The 17,738-nt window shown below is 63.7% G+C and carries 17 protein-coding genes, 1 pseudogene and 1 other annotated feature; of the genes and pseudogenes, 9 read left to right on the forward strand and 9 right to left on the reverse strand.

The genetic code is table 11. From position 1 onward, the window contains the following. The 5 genes and pseudogenes from VQ03_RS33580 to VQ03_RS00285 form a co-directional block, all read left to right on the forward strand. Positions 1–379: pseudogene (locus tag VQ03_RS33580) on the forward strand (hypothetical protein); the annotation flags it as partial. Further along, the gene (locus VQ03_RS00275; RefSeq protein ID WP_053078337.1) at positions 379–1,461 is read left to right on the forward strand and encodes a DUF2169 family type VI secretion system accessory protein; all 1,083 of its coding nucleotides are present in this window, start codon (positions 379–381) and stop codon (positions 1,459–1,461) included. The pseudogene VQ03_RS33580 and the gene VQ03_RS00275, both read left to right, overlap by 1 nt. Further along, positions 1,458–2,660, forward strand: a complete 1,203-nt coding sequence (locus VQ03_RS31315; protein ID WP_083467669.1) for a PAAR-like domain-containing protein — start codon at positions 1,458–1,460, stop codon at positions 2,658–2,660. Before VQ03_RS00275 ends, VQ03_RS31315 begins: the two co-directional genes overlap by 4 nt. Before the next feature lie 75 nt (positions 2,661–2,735). After that, on the forward strand, positions 2,736–3,428 hold the full coding sequence (locus tag VQ03_RS31320) for a GAD-like domain-containing protein (protein ID WP_167376034.1): 693 nt from the start codon (positions 2,736–2,738) through the stop codon (positions 3,426–3,428). A gap of 52 nt (positions 3,429–3,480) precedes the next feature. Beyond that, positions 3,481–4,227: a DUF4150 domain-containing protein gene (locus tag VQ03_RS00285; protein ID WP_048448847.1), complete on the forward strand. Its 747-nt coding sequence runs from the start codon at positions 3,481–3,483 to the stop codon at positions 4,225–4,227. A gap of 46 nt (positions 4,228–4,273) precedes the next feature. On the opposite strand, the gene VQ03_RS32510 is transcribed toward VQ03_RS00285, so the two are convergent. Together VQ03_RS32510 and VQ03_RS32515 are read right to left on the reverse strand one after the other, a co-directional pair. Further along, a complete protein-coding gene (locus VQ03_RS32510; RefSeq protein ID WP_157063880.1) occupies positions 4,274–4,936 on the reverse strand; it encodes a hypothetical protein in 663 nt (220 codons plus the stop codon). A gap of 117 nt (positions 4,937–5,053) precedes the next feature. After that, complete coding sequence (locus VQ03_RS32515) at positions 5,054–6,364, reverse strand: phospholipase D-like domain-containing protein (protein ID WP_157063881.1); 1,311 nt, start codon at positions 6,362–6,364, stop codon at positions 5,054–5,056. 410 nt (positions 6,365–6,774) lie between these two features. On the opposite strand from VQ03_RS32515, the gene VQ03_RS00305 reads away from it, so the two are divergent. After that, positions 6,775–7,958, forward strand: a protein-coding gene (locus VQ03_RS00305; RefSeq protein ID WP_157063882.1) for an IS3 family transposase whose coding sequence is annotated in 2 segments (ribosomal slippage) — positions 6,775–7,072 and positions 7,072–7,958 — 1,185 coding nt in all. Because the reading frame shifts where the segments join, the coding sequence is not laid out codon by codon here. Positions 7,959–8,584: 626 nt separating this feature from the next. Here the strand turns inward: VQ03_RS00305 and VQ03_RS00310 are convergent. Beyond that, positions 8,585–9,646: a tyrosine-type recombinase/integrase gene (locus VQ03_RS00310; protein WP_048448852.1), complete on the reverse strand. Its 1,062-nt coding sequence runs from the start codon at positions 9,644–9,646 to the stop codon at positions 8,585–8,587. 191 nt (positions 9,647–9,837) lie between these two features. On the opposite strand from VQ03_RS00310, the gene VQ03_RS00315 reads away from it, so the two are divergent. Both VQ03_RS00315 and VQ03_RS00320 read left to right on the forward strand, forming a co-directional pair. Further along, on the forward strand, positions 9,838–10,086 hold the full coding sequence (locus VQ03_RS00315; RefSeq protein WP_048448853.1) for an AbrB/MazE/SpoVT family DNA-binding domain-containing protein: 249 nt from the start codon (positions 9,838–9,840) through the stop codon (positions 10,084–10,086). A gap of 4 nt (positions 10,087–10,090) precedes the next feature. Continuing rightward, positions 10,091–10,483, forward strand: a complete 393-nt coding sequence (locus VQ03_RS00320; protein WP_048448854.1) for a type II toxin-antitoxin system VapC family toxin — start codon at positions 10,091–10,093, stop codon at positions 10,481–10,483. 180 nt (positions 10,484–10,663) lie between these two features. On the opposite strand, the gene VQ03_RS00325 is transcribed toward VQ03_RS00320, so the two are convergent. Both VQ03_RS00325 and VQ03_RS00330 read right to left on the reverse strand, forming a co-directional pair. Further along, positions 10,664–11,344, reverse strand: a complete 681-nt coding sequence (locus tag VQ03_RS00325; RefSeq protein ID WP_048448855.1) for a hypothetical protein — start codon at positions 11,342–11,344, stop codon at positions 10,664–10,666. A gap of 137 nt (positions 11,345–11,481) precedes the next feature. Beyond that, a protein-coding gene (locus tag VQ03_RS00330) for an IS3 family transposase (protein ID WP_157063883.1) occupies positions 11,482–12,710 on the reverse strand; the annotation gives its coding sequence in 2 pieces (ribosomal slippage) (positions 11,482–12,422 and positions 12,422–12,710; 1,230 coding nt in all). Next, positions 12,313–12,429: a sequence feature (AL1L pseudoknot), on the reverse strand. It overlaps the preceding gene by 117 nt. A gap of 6 nt (positions 12,711–12,716) precedes the next feature. On the opposite strand from VQ03_RS00330, the gene VQ03_RS00340 reads away from it, so the two are divergent. Beyond that, positions 12,717–13,325, forward strand: a complete 609-nt coding sequence (locus tag VQ03_RS00340) for an IS3 family transposase (RefSeq protein ID WP_280948419.1) — start codon at positions 12,717–12,719, stop codon at positions 13,323–13,325. A gap of 407 nt (positions 13,326–13,732) precedes the next feature. Here VQ03_RS00340 and ftrA read toward each other — a convergent pair whose 3' ends face one another. The 4 genes from ftrA to VQ03_RS00355 all read right to left on the reverse strand — a co-directional run bounded on the left by ftrA (position 13,733) and on the right by VQ03_RS00355 (position 17,440). Next, positions 13,733–14,782 carry a transcriptional regulator FtrA gene (gene ftrA / locus VQ03_RS31330; RefSeq protein ID WP_083467680.1) on the reverse strand — a complete coding sequence of 350 codons (1,050 nt, stop codon included), beginning with the start codon at positions 14,780–14,782 and terminating at the stop codon, positions 13,733–13,735. Positions 14,783–14,966: 184 nt separating this feature from the next. Further along, on the reverse strand, positions 14,967–15,692 hold the full coding sequence (locus VQ03_RS34925) for a GntR family transcriptional regulator (protein ID WP_167376035.1): 726 nt from the start codon (positions 15,690–15,692) through the stop codon (positions 14,967–14,969). Positions 15,693–15,877: 185 nt separating this feature from the next. Further along, on the reverse strand, positions 15,878–16,828 hold the full coding sequence (locus tag VQ03_RS00350; protein ID WP_053078339.1) for a hypothetical protein: 951 nt from the start codon (positions 16,826–16,828) through the stop codon (positions 15,878–15,880). A gap of 192 nt (positions 16,829–17,020) precedes the next feature. After that, a complete protein-coding gene (locus VQ03_RS00355; RefSeq protein ID WP_048448859.1) occupies positions 17,021–17,440 on the reverse strand; it encodes a rhodanese-like domain-containing protein in 420 nt (139 codons plus the stop codon). Between the last annotated feature and the right edge of the window lie 298 nt (positions 17,441–17,738).

A 17,738-nucleotide genomic window follows, 5' to 3' on the forward strand; every position in this document is an offset into this window, starting at 1 on the left:
CCAGGTCGGCGGGATGATGGGAGGCCTCGGCGGCGTGATGAACACGATGGTCACCCGCTTCCAGAACACCACCACCGGGATCGCCTCCACCGAGCAGGTCGGCGTCAGCAAGGTCGTCAATGTCGGGCAGACCGCGGCCGAGACCGTCGGCTTCGCCAAGAACCTCAGCGTCGGCAAGGAATACACCGTCCAGGTCGGCGACAGGATGCTCGTGCAGGTCGGCACTGAGCTGAAGATCGTCGTTGGCCAGTCCGAGCTGATCATGGACAAGGACGGTAACGTCACGATCCTGGGCGCAAATTTCAACTTCACCGCTTCAGGCCCGGTGCGGATCAACGGCAAGGTCATCGACCTGAACCTGCCCGGCGGGGCGGCGTGATGCTGGCGCGCAACGACACGCCCTTCGCGGCGATCGGCTTCGCGCAACTGCATCGCGACGGCGACCTGATGGCTTGCCTGGCGGTGCGGGCGTCGTACGGCATCGATCCAGACGGCGCCCTCGCCCTCCGCGAAACGCAAGAGGTCGTCCTCGCCGACGAGCACGAGGGCGATCCCCTTCGCACCCCGCTGGTCCGGGTCGGCGACCTGATCCCGTTCAAGCCGCGGGCCGACGTCACCCTGGTCGGGTCCGCTCACGCGCCCGCGGGTCGTCCGGCCACGGCCTGGACCGTCGCGCTCCGCGTCGGCGACCACGCGGCGAGCCTGCGGGTGCACGGCCTCCGGGAGTGGCGGCCCGGCCTGACGCTCCTCCGGCCGACCTGGAAGCTCGGCGAGGCGGAGCCGGCGCAGACCGTCGCGCTCGATTATCGCTTGGCGGCCGGCGGGCGCCACCTCGGCGATCCCGATGGGGAGGCCGATCGGCGTAATCCGATCGGTCCCGGCATCGCCCATCTCGATCACACTCGGCCCGGCCGCGCCTTCCCGGCCCCGCAGATCGACAGCGCGGCCGCTCCCGTCGCCGGCCCCTACGACGCGCCCGAGCCGCAGGGCTTTGGGCCGATTTCACCCTGGTGGGTGCAGCGCCAGCGGCATGCCGGCACCTACGACGCGGCGTGGAAGGCCGAGCGCCACCCGCGCCTCCCGGCCGATTTCGACTACCGCTTCTACCAGACTGCGCATCCGAGCCTGATCCTGCCGGGCTACCTGCGGGGCGACGAAGCGGTGCGGATCGAGGGCTGCCGGCCCGGCGGGGCGGTGCTGACCTTCACCCTGCCCGCCGTGGTGCCGGTGGCCGACCATGCCTGGGACGATGGGCGGGCGGTGCGCAGCCGGCTCAACTTCGACGGGCTGCACCTCGACCTGCGTGGGGACGAGCCTCGGATCGACCTGACGTGGCGCGGCTGGATTGTCCGCTGCCCGTCCTACCTGTCCGCGACGCTCTCCCTCCTGCCCCTGGACGAAGCGCGCGGCCTGCCGGCCAGCGACGAGGCGGGCTTGAGCGAGGCAATGGCCGCGCCATGAGCCTGCCGCGGGAAGGAGCGCGCGAGACCAGCCGGGGGATCGTGGTCTCGCTTACCCCGGACGTGTGTCTGACGCCGCAAGGGGCGGCGATGGTGCCGGTCCCCTACAGCCTAGTGGCCTACCAGGACCACTCGGCGGCCAACATGGCCAATTCCGTGCGCCAGACCGGTCTGGTGACGCATGTGACAGGCTCGCTGATCACGCAGAGCTTCGGCGACGAGGCAGGCGTGGGCGGGGGCGTGACATCGGGAACGCGGGGGGCGGAATGCGAGCCGAAGACGTGGTCGTCGAGCGTGCGGGCGGAAGGGCGCAACGTGGTGCGCCACGACGACGAGTGGTGGATGAACCACCGCAACACCGTCGGCCGGCTGATCTACACCGACGACATGGGCCGGTACGCGGGGCCGCCTCCATCCAACACGCGCTATGCGATGTTGACGACGAATGGCCCGCCGACGCGCGGTTCGGCACCGGCGGGCACGCGCTATGCATTCAGTCCGGCGCCCTGGGCGCCGGGCGTCCTCCCGAAGACGCCGCCCGCGATCCGTCCCCTGCCGCCGAGCTTTCCGAGCCCGCTGCCGCCCGACGGTTCTCGGCGCGACCCGGCGGAGCGACCGCTGCCGGAGATGTTACGACCGCTCGAGCCCTCGGCGGCTCCAAAACCGGTTCCGACGCCGAAGCCCGCTTCGGGCCCCGGCGACGGCACACGCACGACGGGACGCTGCTATGGCCGGCGGATCTGCTTCAACCGCAATGGGTACGATACCAAGGAGTACGAGCGACAGCTTCGGATGCAGCAGGACAAGCTCAATGCGAAATCACCCCAGCAGAATGTGACGGATATCGATAACTACAATCCCGCGATGCGTAAGATTTCTGAGCCTTATCAAGAGGCAGAAAGATTGAGATACATTGCTCGCAATCAAAAATCTTTTACTGATAAATACGGATCTGATGCATGGGAGGAGCACCTAAATAGTTTGGCAGCGTTACATAGACTCGACATGGTGGCAGGTGGCAGTGCCACCGACATCGCTGGAATGGGTAATACCAACATCAACTCGGCGATTGGTGCTGCTTGGAACAAGCCCAAAGCCGAGAGCCGCAAGAAGCAGGTACGGGATTATGCTCAAGATATGGCTGAAAAGGGATGCCCGATGCGGATTACCCTTAGTATATGTGAAAATATAGAAACATAATCTGCCGCATGAATGGACGATGGGCAGTAGACTCGCCGAAGACAAAAGAGGGACTTTGAAATGCCGGAACAAGACATGTTTGCCTACCTGATTCGTAAGCTGGGCGAGCCCGAGCAAGCCCGCAAGATCACTCCGGACGAGGCGGCGCGCTATGCCGGTCGCGTCCCCGACGCATTGCTGCGCTTCTGGCAGGAGCACGGGCGTGGTGCCTACCGCGACGGCACCTATTGGATCTGCGATCCCGCTCCGTATCAGGGCCTCATCGACACCCTGTTCAAGGGTGATCCAGAGTTCGATCCAGGTCGCATGACCGCTGTCGGATACGACGCCTTCGCTCAACTTTGGATTTGGCATGAAGATTTATACGATATAACGGTTGATTTACTGAGAAGCGATCTTTATAATCCGCCCGAATCTTCCAGATATAATGAAGATACCGGGAAAAAATTCTCACCTGATTTCTCTATCGGTACATATCTCTCGGGATTTCGTGTCTACAATCCGACTAAAGACGAGGACGGCGAGCCTCTGATGCCCCAGGCGCGCGCCCGACTGGGGCCGCTGGGCCACAACGAGGTGTACGGCTTCTTCCCCGCCCTGCAATTGGGCGGCGCGCGCCGGGCCGAGAACCTGCGTCGGGTGAGCGCCCCCGAGCACATGCTGTTCCTGGCCTCCCTCGAACCCCTCACGGTGACCCGGCTCACCGATCCCGAGCCCGGATACCCTTACGGCCGCATCGTGCCAGTCCGCCGCCTCGGCTCGCCATAGGGACTCGCTCGGCCTGCCGCGCGATGCCCTGTTCCAGCCGCCGGACCGGGCGATGGGCTATGCCGACGACACGCTGCCCGGCGACGACCTCGCCTCGCCGGACTACCGGAGGGCCTATTTCGCCAAGAACCACAGGAAGGACGAGAACTGGGCGCCCCCGCCGACGGCGGCGAAGCCCGCGCCGCCGGAACTGATCCCGGCCACCGACGAGGCGATCACGGTGTGCACGTCGCCGGACATGTGCCGCTCGCCGACGGCGCCGGTGCCCGACCAGGTCTGGGGCAAGGCGGACGACCAGCACAACTACTCGCCCGATGTGCGCTCGAACGGTCTGGCGATCAAGCGGCAGGACTCGGCCTTCACCCGCACCTACGGTGACGAGCCGGGCACCGGCAAGGGCGTGAAGTCGAACACGGTGGGCGGCCGGGTCGAGCCGGTGACGTCGTCGCGGATCGTGCAGGCCAACGGCATCCCGGTGCAGCGGCATGGCGATGCCTGCGCGCTCAACCGCGGCCATTGCCCGGGCGAGTACGTGCGCGTGAAATCGACGCCGACGCACGAGCCGCCCGACGGCCGCGACGAGATGAGCAAACCCTGGTACCGGCGCTTCTGGGACCAAGCGCGGGGCAAGTCGACAAGGGGCGGGACGGCATCTGGCGCCTGGCCGAGATCCGGGACCCGAACGGCCACCACGCCACGGTCCGGCGCGACGCCGCGGGCCTGCTCCTGCGGCTCGACCGCTCGGACGGCTTCGCGCTGCTGTTCGAGAGCGACGCACGCGGCCTGCGCGAAGCCGTGACCCTGCAGGCCCCCTCCGGCGAGACGCGCCCGCTCCTGCGCTACGCCTACGACGCGCAAGGCAACCTGACGGAGGCGCGCCCTACGGGCCGGACGGGCATACGACGACCCTCGTCCATGCCGACCGGCCGGACGGGGCGCGCCGCCACACCTTCGACGCCAACGGGCCGGCGCTCACCGAGACCGACGCGCTTGGCCGGGTGCGCCGGTTCGAGCGCGACGCTACGGCTACGACGCGCTCGGGCGTCGGGTGTGGAAGCGGCGCCTGCTGGACGAGGCGGAGGAGGCGTGGGTGCGGGGCAAGTTCCCACATCTGGTGCGCGGCGTGGCGGCCGGAGGGCGCAGCGGGGAAGGACGTCTTCCGGTGCGAAGGCATAGAGATGGACTTTGCCCTCGGGGCGCTTCGTGAACGGGATCAGCCCCAGACGATCGGCCCCGGAGAGGGCGGCCCGGAGCTCGTCGGAGAGAAGAAAGGCGAGCAGGTCGCGTTTGTTCTGGTCGCCGACCCTGCTGCCGCTCGTCACGTAGAAGACGACCAGCGGTCGGCGGCGACGCGCTGACAGGGCGGCCACGACGTCACGGGCGACCAGCGTCTTGCCCAGTCCCACCTCGTCGGCGATCAGGAACCGGCGCCTCCCGTCTTCTCGCCGCAAGGCCGCGACGGCGGCGCGTACCGTGGTGGCCTGGAACTCCTTGGCGGTCGCGCTCATGCCGGCAGGCGCTCCCCGGCCAATCGCCCGCAATTCGCCCAGCGCTCTGAGTTCCTCGTGCTGAGTTCCTCGTGGCTGAGCAGACCGTCCTGTGCGGACCGTGCGTCGCAGTAGCGATCAAACTGAGCACCGGCACAGCGGAAGCGGGCCTTGTCCGTCCCCCATGCTCCGACGATGTTCGCAAGGGTCAGCAATTGGAGGTCGCCGTGGCGATGACGGGTTCGACGGCATACCGGTCGCACCGCCTGCCGCCGTCCCGCACGAGGGCACCGGACAGGAGCTGGCGCATCCATGCCTGGAACACGCCGAAGCCCATCGGGCTGGACAGCGCCACGGCGTCACGGCCCGGGTCCAGCGGTGGCAAGACGGGCGTCCGCTGCATCCAGCCGACGCGGCGCCGTCGGTGCGCAACTCGCACCGCAGGAGGTCGGTATGCCGGCTCGCCGGGACGTCACCCAGCGGAGGGCGCGTCGCATCCTCCGGCCAAAGCGACAAGTCTGTCGAGGCGAGACCGGCCAGCAGGCGCGTGCTGTCTGGCAGACTCGGTATCGGAGCGTCGGTCTCGACGCCGAAAGCTGGGCCGTTGCGGATGAGCCTCGGCGGCCACGCGCCGACGAGCCGCCGACGGAGGAGTTCGAGCGCCTCGCGGAGCCCCGGCTCGGCGCGCGGGGCCTCTGTCAGGTCCGCGAACGCGACAGGCGACGCCGATCCGGTGAGATGGCCCAGGCCCTCGGTGACCGCCGCTCTGCCCCTCAGCTCCGCGAGCAGTTCGGCGTTGCCTCCCTCCCAGGCCCGCGAGGTCGCGTTGGCACTGCCGACCAGGAGTGTGGCCTTGCCGTTGAAGAGCTTGGCGTGCAGCGACGGTGCCTGAGGATCTGCGTCGTCGAGGGGAGCGGGCGATGCAGCGTCGGGGGTGTCGTCAGCGACCTCGAGCGGCGGAACCGGCGCGTCGAGGAAGGGCGACACCACGGTGATCGCGTCGAGGGGCCCTTGCGCAGGGGCTTGCCGCATCCCGGTGCCTTCGTCGGCGACGTCGATCCGGGCCACCTCCACGCCTTCCGGCGAGAGCCAGCGCGCGGCCCCGAGCTCTACGACGATCGCATCGACGTCCAGGTCGGGGAGGCCGGATCGTCCCGCGAGCCATCGCCCGACCGTGCCGATGCCCGCGTCGCGACGCCCGCCCTTGCGCCGCCCCGTCGTGCTCTCCAGGAGCAGCCCTGCATCAAGGTCGGTCGAACGCGTCAAGTTGCGGCTGCCGAGCCAGAGACGCCACATCGTGCCCCGATCGCTTGCGTAGCGAACGAGCGCCGCCTTCGGATGCCAACTCCGATGCTCCTCGTCGTAAGGGATTCCGACGACGAACTGGTCGAGGATGCCGGCGAGCACGGGCAGCTTCGAAGGGCGAGCGATCCTGCCGCGCTGGACCATGAATCGGGTCTGTCCGCGGAGCGCCTCGACGGCCTTTGGGAAATCCGCGATGGATCCGCCGCCGTCGCCGCCGTTGCGTCCGCCGCCGGCACGGTCTGGCGACCCGCTTGCACCGCCTGCAGCACCCCGACCCGGTGCAACTCCCGCTCGCTCATCAGGACCAGCCCCTTGGCGACCTCCCGCGCGCCGCAAAACAGGGGAGTGTGCCATTCCACCTTGGCTCAGGTGGGACATTTTAACTTTGCGCCCACACCTACGATTCGCATAAGATTAATTATGGAACTTATAGCGCCTAACAGAACGGCACGATCGGGGCGGTTGGGTTTTGGGCTGGTATGGCTCGCCCGCTGATCCTCCCTCGGTTTCGCGGACACCTCTGATACGCTCGTTTCGGGCGGGGAAGGTGTTTGATGGCCAAGACACGACGCGAGTTCACCCCCGAGTTCAAACGCGAGGCAGTGGCCCTGCTCGAGAGCAGCGGCCGGTCGCAGATGCAGATCGCCGCGGAACTCGGGATCCAGCCCTCCATGCTGCGCCAGTGGCGAACCGTGCTGATGGACGGCTCCCCGCAACAGCGACCCGCAGGCTTGCCGGGCTCCGCTCCTACGAGCCCTGTTGCCTCGCCGTCCGATCAGGCAGCTGAGATCGCCCGCCTGCGCCGTGAGCTCGACCGGACGCGCATGGAGCGCGACGTGCTAAAAAAAGCGATCGGCATCTTCGCGGAGATGCCCAAGTGACGTTCGCCTTCATCGAGCAGCATGCGACCACCTGGCCGGTGCGTCTCATGTGCCGCGTGCTCGGAGTGTCCCCCAGCGGGTGCTACGGATGGCGATCGCGTCCTGAGAGCGCTCGAGCAGCATCGAACCGCCAACTCCTTGACGATGTGCAGCGGATCCACATCGGACATCAGAGGCGATATGGCTCGCCTCGGGTACATGCGGCCTTGCGCGCGGAGGGCCGCACAGCCAGCCGCGGGCGGGTGGAGCGCCTGATGCGTCGCCATGGCATCCGGGCCTTGGCGGGACGTCGGTTCCGGCCCTGCACGACTGACAGTCGACACGACCTGCCGATCGCCTCCAACCTGCTCAAGCAGCAGTTCTCGGTCGCGTTGCCCAACCAGGTCTGGCTGGCGGACATCACCTACCTGCCCACGGCAGAAGGGTGGCTCTACCTGGCCGCCGTCCTTGATCTCGCCACTCGCAAGATCGTCGGCTGGTCGATGCGCGACCACATGCGGACTGAGTTGACATCGGCCGTTCTGATGATGGCCACCCAACGGCAGCGACCCTCTGCCAGGCTCATCTGTCACTCGGATCGTGGCAGCCAGTACGCGGCGGAGGCTTACCGCAGGCAACTCGCCGACATCCAGGCGATACCCTCTATGAGCCGCGCCGGCTGCTGCTACGACAACGCTCCGATGGAGAGCTTCTTCCACACCCTCAAGGTCGAACTTGTCCACCAGCGACAATGGGCGACCCGCGATGACGCTCGCCGCGACCTGTTCGCCTACATCGAGGGCTACTACAATCGACAGCGCCTCCACTCGGCTCTCGGCTACATCACGCCCGAGCAGGCCGAGCGGAACGCAGGATAACCCCCGTGTCCGCGAAAACGGAGGAGGATCATCGCTCGCTTCCCCCGCGACAGCGGCCTTCCCCGTTATTCGGGCGGGTCGGCTTCCACATCTGCAGCTTTCGAGGCCTGCTCGGTGTTCACTCACGTTCCGGCCCGTGCGGACCGCTGACCCCCTGGAGGGGCTGTGTCTCGGGGTGCTTCAGGTCATTCGTCGCCTCCTGACCCGCCCCAAGTGCTTCCGGCTGGAGCGAGAGTTTGCCGGCCCGGGTTTCCACCGGGGAGGATGGTGCACCTTGGACAAGGCACACCGAACAACGTCTTGTGAGCGCGGCAACTGTGACATACCGCGACTATCTTCGTGAAGCTCGCCAGACCCTCCGATGTCGTAAATTTTCTAGCCGGGCAGCGAACTAGGCGAACAAGCCACGGGTATGATCGCATGGGTTTTTGCTTATGATAATCATAGCATAACTCAAAATCGGTTGACATAAGATAGCGAACAAGTCGCTTCGATACTAAAGCGATTTGTCATTTTTTAAATCACAATAATTGAATTATCACTGCTTTCGCAGGGCTGCTGATAAAATCTATATTTTATACTCTATGATATGAACCTACGCTATAACGATCCGCACGCGCTCACAACTATGCTCTTTTCTGAAGTGTGGCAAGCTTGCGCGCGGCACCACGCTGGGCCCGCAACCGCTCGCCATAACGAGCTGGCATGGCCGGTGTCTTCCACGATCCTGCTTGCATCACCTCAAGCAACTCGAAGCCGGCCGCGAACATGTCCTGCGTCGCTCCGACCCGGGCCGAGTGCCCGGAGGGCAGACGCGCCAGCTTCAGCCCGGCGGCCGTGGCGAGATCGCGGAACACCCGCGCCACCTCCCCTCCCCCAAGGGCAGCCGCACCGACCTGCCCGCCCTTGCTCAGCGGCCGGAACAGCGGCCCGCTCTGCAGCTGCGCCGCCGCAAGCCACGCCGCGATGTGCACCATGGTGTCGGGGGCGAGGTACTTGATCGCCCCCTCCCCTTCCTGGTCGGCCTTCGAGCGCCGCACCAGCACAGTGCCGGAACCGTCGGCGCCCCTGTGCAGATCGCCTATATATAAAGAGACGAGTTCTGAGCGGCGCAGCAGGGTGTCGTAGGCGACCGCGACCAGCGCCGCGTTGCGCAAGGCGATCAGCGGCACCTCGCGTTTCGCCTCCGTGACGCGCCGGTGCAGCCGCCCGGGCGTCTTCACTTCCAGCATGCGCTCGATGCTGCTGCGGTTGAGCGGCTCGGCCTGCTTCTGGCGCCGGCCCTTGGCCCGGTTCATCCGCTTCACCGCCAGCCGCACGATCTCCTCCGCGCAGGGATTCGGCAGACCGGTGGCGCGGTGCAGCGCGGCGATCGAGGAACGGTAGCGCTCGACCGTGGCGCGCGCCTTCGTCTCGCCCTGCGCATCGATGAAGGCCGCGACCGTCTCGGGCGTCGCCGGCAGCATCGCCCTCCCCGCCTCGCGGCACCACGCGGCAAAGATGCGGCTGTCGGCGGCGAGCGCACGGACCGTGTTGTCGGCGAAGGCGCCGCGCGCGGCGCGGGCGTGCTGCTCCAGCCGCTCGATCAGGAGGTCGAGGCCGGGCGGCAGCGCGTCGGCAAACGGGACCGGTAGGGTCAACCCATCACGGGCCGGCTCAAAAGCGGGATCGACGGCGTCAAGCTCCATTCCGGGAGCTTAGCCGTTCAAACCCTAACGATCCACAAATTTCCCGCGATAGGTGCCATTATCGGTCATAATCTCGGCGCCGTGAATCACGCCATTCCATGGGACGCAATCATTCCAGCGAACGCGATTTCTGGCATGTTGAGCACGATTGGTATAAAGCGGCATGAGGTGCCTATCAGGGTGGAACGGCCATGGAATCACGCTCAACCAAAATTGTCGATGGCGGCAAGCTCATCATCCCGGCGAGTTTCAGACGCGAAATGGGTATCCAGATCGGTGATACCGTCGTGATGGAGATGGTGGATGGGGAGCTACGGGTCCGATCGCGCGATGCAGCCATCATTGAGATCCAGAGGCTCGTCCGCAGTCTTGTTCCCGACGGGGTTAGTCTGTCCGATGAGCTGATCGCGGACCGACGCGCCGAAGCGGCCAAGGAGTAAGGGTATGGCCGTGAGATACGCTCTGGACGCGTCCGCCCTCCTCTGCCTCTTCAACCAGGAAGAGGGACAGGACCGCGTCCGTGCCGCGCTCGGCGAGGCGGTCATTTCCGCCGTCAACTACTCCGAGGTCGTCGCCAAGCTCGTGGAGCGCGGGGGTGCCGCCGCGGCGGTCGGCCGCGCGCTCGAGCACCTGCATCTCACGGTGGTCGAGTTCGATCGCGTGCAGGCGGTCGAGGCTGGCGCCCTGCGGAAGGCCACGCGCCAGGCGGGCCTCTCCTTCGGCGACCGTGCCTGCCTGGCTCTGGCGAAGTCGCGCGGCTTGGCCGCTCTCACGACAGATCAGGCGTGGGAGCAACTGGACGCTGAAGGCGTCGTCTCCGTGGAAATGGTTCGGTAAGACGTAATAAATTTTGACGTCGACACAGGACATTAGCGCAATGCTGCAAATGGGGTTTCAGTCATTGTCCTTGGCAGAATTGCCGTGAACGCACTCGGGTTCACGTCGCCCATCAAAGGCATTCATAACTATCCCATAGAGCAGTTTCTGCGCTGGCAGTAACAGGCCGCAGCACAGGCCTTATCTGACCCTCCCGAGGCCCCGCAGGCGGGATCTTTCGGTCTCTATGAAGGCCTCGTATTTCTCAAGGACGGCGGTTTCGTCGGGCGTCGCGGCGCGGATGTAGGCGTAGCAGCAAGGCCGCCCCACCTCCCTGGAGAGGTGGGGGGCCGAGACGCTCGCGGTCTTCGCATCGAGGAGAAACGTCCGGCCGTACCCCTCGATCACGCGAGCGTCCGCGGCGACCCTGACCACCGACCGGGCGACCGGCCGGAGGGCGAACAGCATCAGGACCCGGCCGGCCCGGCGCTCGTGCGCGGCCGCCACGATCGCTCCCTCGTCGGCGCCCTGCTCTGGTGCCGCCGCGCCGGCGGATGCTCTGGCGAGGGATTCCTCCATCTGGGGGATCACGGCGTGGAGGTCGCGGACCTTCGCCAGGGGAACCAACCAGGCCGTCAGATCCCGCAGGAAGCGGGCACCCGGTATGCTGCGGACGAGGACCACGGCCTGCGCGTTGTAGGGAAAGCCGACCCGGACATGGTCGTCCCTGACCATCACGAGGATGTGGCGCGTCGTGAGCCTCTGGCCGTTGTGGGCAAGCGCGGCAAGGTACGCGCCGCCCTCAAGGCCCGGGGTGTCGAGGGGAACGGGGCTCCCATCGAACTCGGCGTCGCGCAGGACTTGGTCGACGCTGGCCTGCACCTCGCGTTATTCCTGTGCGACGGCGTCGGCAAAGCGGGTCACCCGATTGACCGCGCGCGGGCCCGGGACGTGCCAGGGTCTCGTCGAGGAGCGGGAAGTGAACCGCTCCAGGTTTGTCGGAGGCTGTTTGTCTTGGGTCAGGCGGCCAAGGCTTGGTCGCCGACGTGGGTATGATAGCGCGCTTCGGCCTCTGCAGGAGGGATGTTGCCGATCGGCGCGAGCAGGCGGCGGTGGTTGTACCAGTCGACCCACTCCAGGGTGGCGTACTCGACCGCCTCGAAGGAGCGCCACGGCCCGCGTCGGTGGATCACTTCCGCCTTGAACAGGCCGTTGATCGTCTCCGCGAGGGCATTGTCGTAGCTATCGCCGACGCTGCCGACTGACGGCTCGATGCCCGCACCGACCAGGCGCTCGGTGTAGCGCAAAGCCAAGTATTGCGAGCCACAGTCCGAGTGATGCACCAGCCCGCTGCCCTGGACGGGACGACGCTCGTGCAAGGCTTGCTCCAGGGCGTCCAGCACAAAGCTTGCGTGAGCGCTGCGTGAGGCTCGCCAGCCGACGATGCGCCGGGCGAACACATCAATCACGAAGGCCACGTACACGAAGCCCGACCACGTCGCTACGTAGGTGAAGTCGCTGACCCACAAGGCATTCGGCCGGGGAGCCTTGAAGTGACGGTTGACCCGGTCGAGGGGGCAGGCTGCGGCCGGGTCGGGGATCGTGGTGCGGACGGTCCTGCCACGCACCACCCCCGCCAAGCCCATCTTCCGCATCAGCCGCGCCACCGTGCATCGCGCGGTCACGAGCCCCTCCCGGGCCAGTTGCCGCCAGATCTTGCGCACGCCGTAGACGCAGAAGTTAGCCGCGAACACGCGCTGGATCTCGATCATCAACGCGGCGTCGCTGCGAGTGCGAACCGGTTGCTTGCCGGGGTCAGTACGCCGGGCGGCATGCAGGTAGTAAGTCGACGGGGCGATCGGCAGCACCCTGCAGATCGGCTCGACCCCATAGACCTCGCGATGATCGTCGATGAAGCTGATCATGGCCGCGACCGGCGGTCGAGCTCCGCCATGGCAAAATACGCCGACGCCTTGCGCAGGATCTCGTTGGCCTGGCGCAACTCGCGAACCTCTCGCTCCAGCGCCTTGATCCGCTCACGCTCGTCCGTCGTCTGGCCAGGTCGCACACCTTGATCACGCTCGGACTGGCGCACCCAGTTCCGCAGCGTCTCGCCCGAGCAGCCGATCTTGGCGGCAATCGACTGGATCGCCGACCATTGCGAACCGTGCTCGCCTTCGTGCTCGCGCACCATCCGCACCGCGCGCTCGCGCACCTCAGGGGAAAACGGGGCTGTTCGCCTCGTCATGGCTCCATCCTCTCAGAAGTTGGAGCCTCCGCGAAACCCGGGGCGGTTCAGTTCCGGCCCTGCACGACCGAAAGCCGACACGACCTGCCGATCGCTTCCAACCTGCTCAAGCAGCAGTTCTCGGTCGCGTTGCCCAACCAGGTCTGGCTGGCGGACATCACCTACCTGCCCACGGCAGAAGGGTGGCTCTACCTGGCCGCCGTCCTTGATCTGGCCACCCGCAAGATCGTCGGCTGGTCTATGCGCGACCACATGCGGACAGAGTTGACATCGGCCGCTCTGATGATGGCCACCCAACGGCAGCGGCCTTCTGCCGGGCTCATCTGTCACTCGGATCGCGGCAGCCAGTACGCAGCGGAGGCTTACCGAAGGCAACTCGCCGAAATCCAGGCGATCCCCTCCATGAGCCGCGCCGGCTGCTGTTACGACAATGCCCCGATGGAGAGCTTCTTCCACACCCTCAAGGTCGAACTCGTTCACCAGCGACGATGGGCGACCCGCGATGACGCCCGACGCGACCTGTTCGCTTACATCGAGGGCTACTACAATCGACAGCGCCTCCACTCGGCTCTCGGCTACATCACGCCCGAGCAGGCCGAGCGGAACGCAGGCTAACCTCCGTGTCCGCGAAAACGGAGGAGGATCAGCCGCGCCCACTTCGGCGTCGAGACCCAACGCCAGTGGTCGGACAAGGCGATCGCCCGCACCACGCCCTGCCTGCTCGCCCTGTTCTCGATCGTCACCCTGCTGGTAGCGCGACTCCCCGCCCGCGAGCGCAAGGCGGCGCAGGCCGCCTGGTACCCCAAAGCTCGACCCACCTTCTCGGATGCCCTGGCCGGCGTGCCCCACGCGATCTGGCGCGAGCAGGCTTTGGCAACATCCCGGCGGCAGCGCGACACAACAAAACCTCGCTTTGCTCTCCCACCACCCTAGGCCTACGCCCTCTGCAACGCCGCATAAAGGGCCAAAGTCGAGCTAAGAGCACCTATCTAAACCGCCTTCTCTCCTGCAGTTTCAATCACTTAGTTGGCGCTATGGCGGGTTCCGTCAGGGGGCTCTAAGCTAGGTACCGGATCGCGATCCTGCGGCACTCGGAAAGCACGGGGCGTAGCATCAAGTTGCAAGCGGAAGTGATGCCGCATCAGGGCCGCATTGCCGAAGCCGCATAACATGGCGATGTCGTCAATGGCATAGTCGCTGTTCCGCAGCATGTCCTGAGCAGTTTGGATGCGTTCCCGAGTGATCCACTGGGCCGGTGATAGCCCGGTCACCTGCTTGAAGCGGCGTAAAAAATTTCTCTCACACATATGGAATCGTTTGGCCAAGCCCGCGATAGTATAGCTCCGTCTCAAGTCCGCGCGAATTTCGTCGAGGAGGCGCGCAATCGAACGGCCATTCTCGGGTGCGACTGGCCGTGCGATGATCTGAACTTGGTCGCCTTCACGATGAGCGGGGACGACGAGGCGACGCGCGACGACCGCAGCCGCTTCTGCTCCGAAGTCGCACCGGATCATGTGAAGGGCAAGATCAATTCCTGCAGCGCTACCGGCTGCAGTCAGTATGTCGCCATCATCCACATAAAGAACGTTATTTTGTACATCGATTTCCGGGTATCGCCTTGCAAGATCCGAGATGTATCTCCAATGTGTTGTAGCTGCACGACCAGTCAGAAGGCCAGCAGCCGCAAGCACAAACACTCCAGAACAGAAGGAGACAATGCGACTTCCACGAGCTCTTGCTCGGCACAAGGCTGCGCACATGGCTTCGGGCACTAGCGCAGTAGCACTGCGCCAACCGGGAACAACCACAATGTCTGCGGCGTCTATAAACTCAACCCCGCCCTGGACTGACACTTCGACGCCGCTCGTTGCCCGAAGCGGCGATGGCTCAACGCTGGCAATCACGAAGCGGTACCAGTTTTCCCCCATCTCGGGCCGCTCAAGGCCGAATAGCTCGACCGCAATTCCGAATTCGAACAGGCACAGCCCATCATACGCCATGGCAACGACGAGAGGAGTTTTTGAGGTGGCACTTTCTTTGCGGTTGACCCTACAATTAGAAGTGCTATTCATTAGGATACGATGCTCCATGATCCCTCACTTTCGACCAAAAAATCACTCGCGCGCTGTGTCTAATTGATTTTTTATTGATACTATTTACATTATATATACCAAAATATTTTGCAGTATATAAAGACTTTACATATTATTATTGCAGGATTGTTATAAATATATTGAATTTATTTAGCAAGCTACTTTATATAGATGAGATTGTGAATTTTCCGCCTTGAATGCTGGGTGTAAGCATAAAATTCTCCTGCGACATCGTAGCGTCTTGGATATCCATATACCTCTTCGTGACCTGAATTGCAAAGTCTTCCACCTTGCCGATACGGCGCCGGGACTGCTCAGTGAGGATTTCGGCTACCGATTCGATTTGTTCCTCGTCCAGATGCGAACGAATCGCGCGAGCCTCGCGCATACACATCGCGTACCCATCGGGCGTTGCAATCTCTCCGCGAATGACGAAGCGAATTCTGTCCTTAATGCTTACGATCAATTCATAAAGCGGTTTGTTCCCGCTGCGCGCTACTACGAGAAGATCGGTGGCGCGGATCTGATCTTCGAAATCTACATACTCGTTGATTTTAGCCGCGTTATTTGCGTCGAAGTGATCAGAAAGGCTGCTCTCCCGGTGCAGTGCTGTAATCAGGAGATGATAATGCAGATCGATGAAGTGACGTATCTCGTGTACGTTAATCGGCTTAACATAGAATCCTTGATGCGGATTGCAATTGATTAGGCCTTCGCCCAGCAACCGCAGTAGAGCCTCTCGTACAGGAGTAGTGCTAGTTCCTAACTCCTCGGCGAGAGCCTGAATCTGTAGTTTCTCGTAGGGCCGAAGCTGGTAGGTCGTGACCAGATCTTTCAGTGATCGATAGGCAATCGCCCCTGCCTTGCTACCAGTGATCATACCCGACATGCACGACATCTCCCATGTTTATGTTGCGCAGATTCCATGTGTTAATTTTTCCAACATTGGTATTCGGCTGTGAACCAATTAAAAAAGACCCGCCCAGATCCAAGACTGCGCGGGACCAATATGGATCTTTATCTGCTCAAACATCTCCATAGGTCTAAACATCAGCGACCGCTGGATGCAATCGTTCAAGCGTTGTTTTGCGCTGGCCTGTGGACGGCTGGCAGGGGCACTGGATCCGCCGATGTAGCCGGCCGGTCAGGCATGCGCTGGCGGCGGGCGAACGAGACCCACATGATCGCGAAGCATTGCCCTACCATCGCTGTGATTGTCACTACCGACATGGGTAGCCCGGCACACCATTCAAACCCGAGCGCAGCAATCGGTACCAGTGGCATCAGCACGGATGTAGTCACGCTGCCGATGTTGCTAATCGATAATTGTAAGGAATAGGCCGGGAGGATCACCGCGACGGCGGACAAGAGCACTGCCTTGGCAAGGAACTCCCACGAGAGGACGTTCCAGATTTCGGGAGCGCAAAGTGCAAACGTGACGGCGAGAAGCAGGGGCAATCGGATGCAGATTAGGTCGACTGAAGACAATTTTTCAGCCTTCTGCTCTTGCCCCGAAAGTACGATGTAGAGTGCTCCGAAGCTGCCAGCTCCAATGCCGACGAGATAACCAAATAGCTGCCGTTCTAGGCTGTAATTCGCTATGGCGGGATGGACGACAACAGCAACCAAAGAGCATGCGAAGATCGTGATGATCAGCGCACGAACCATCGTCGTGAGACGCCCCCATTCGCGACTTGCGAGCGTCGAAGCAAGCGGAATCGCCGACATAAAGACCAGCAATTCGACGGATCCAGTAAGGATCTTGATGCACGCGAACGCACCGAGCCAGCTCAGCAGCGTGTACAGGTTGAGCTTGAACATTGCGCTCTTGCGCCGCTTGGCCAACTGCGCGAGTTGACTGAGCCGAGGTGCATTCCAAACTATGAAGATCAGCCAGCAGATCGCGAACGTGGTAAATGTCACGAGGAACGGCGTTACGTCACCGAAGCTGACCTTGATGAACACGGCCGCGAAGGCTGTCGATGGCACGTAGAGCGCGATTGGAAGATATCGCGTAAGACCCATGGAGAACCTCGTCAGGGATCGGAGGCACGGCTGGACGCAGTGGTGCATCGCAGCCGCGCGCAAGGTCGTGCTGTGCTGGAGACAATGGGCTAGAGCATTTTCTGACGGAGCAGATACCGTTCCGTCGCAGAAAATACTTTGAAAACAGAGACTTAGAATAGATCCGCGATTGCGGCGTGATCAAGCGCTGCTCTAGCGCGCCGGCTCGCGGGGCTCGGGGCCGTCGGCTGTCGCGAAGCCTTCGGCGGCCCACCCGGTCATCCCACCGATCATTTTCTTCACCGTCCGGCCCATGGCTGCGAGTTTGACCGCGCCCTTGTCGGCGCCGTTGCAATGCGGACCGGCGCAGTAGACGACGAAGACCGCGTCGGTCGGGAAGCGGTCCAGCGCTTCAGGCGAGATATCCCAATGCGGCAGGCTCACCGCGCCGGGCACATGCGCTGTCAGATAAGAGTTTTGGCCGCGTACGTCGAGCAGAACAAAGCTGTCGCGCTCGCTTCGTAATGTTTCCCAAACGTCTGAGCAGTCGGTTTCGTAGGAGAGATTTGAGCGAAAGAACCTCTCTGCATCCGACGTTGCGGCCGGAAGTGTTTGTAGAACCTTGTTGACCATCGGAATTTCCTTGAGTGCTGTAAGGAGACAAGATATTTTCGCGATCGGCCAATGAAATAAAATCTGGAATCACGCCATTGATGGTCAAAATCGCGACAATTTCGCCCGCGCCGCCTTCTGAAACCCGCCATTCCGGCGCCGCTCCCGGAACCGATGCGGCACCGTCGCGCTCACGCATCCCAGCGAGGTCGGGCTGCAAGGTCGGGCCGTTGGTCGCGCGAAAGACGCACCCGCGATCATTGCCGACATCTGCCTTATACCAACAGCCCAAGATGCTGACGCATCGGGCTGTTGATCC

The organism is Methylobacterium tarhaniae (genome assembly GCF_001043955.1).
Lineage (GTDB): Bacteria > Pseudomonadota > Alphaproteobacteria > Rhizobiales > Beijerinckiaceae > Methylobacterium > Methylobacterium tarhaniae.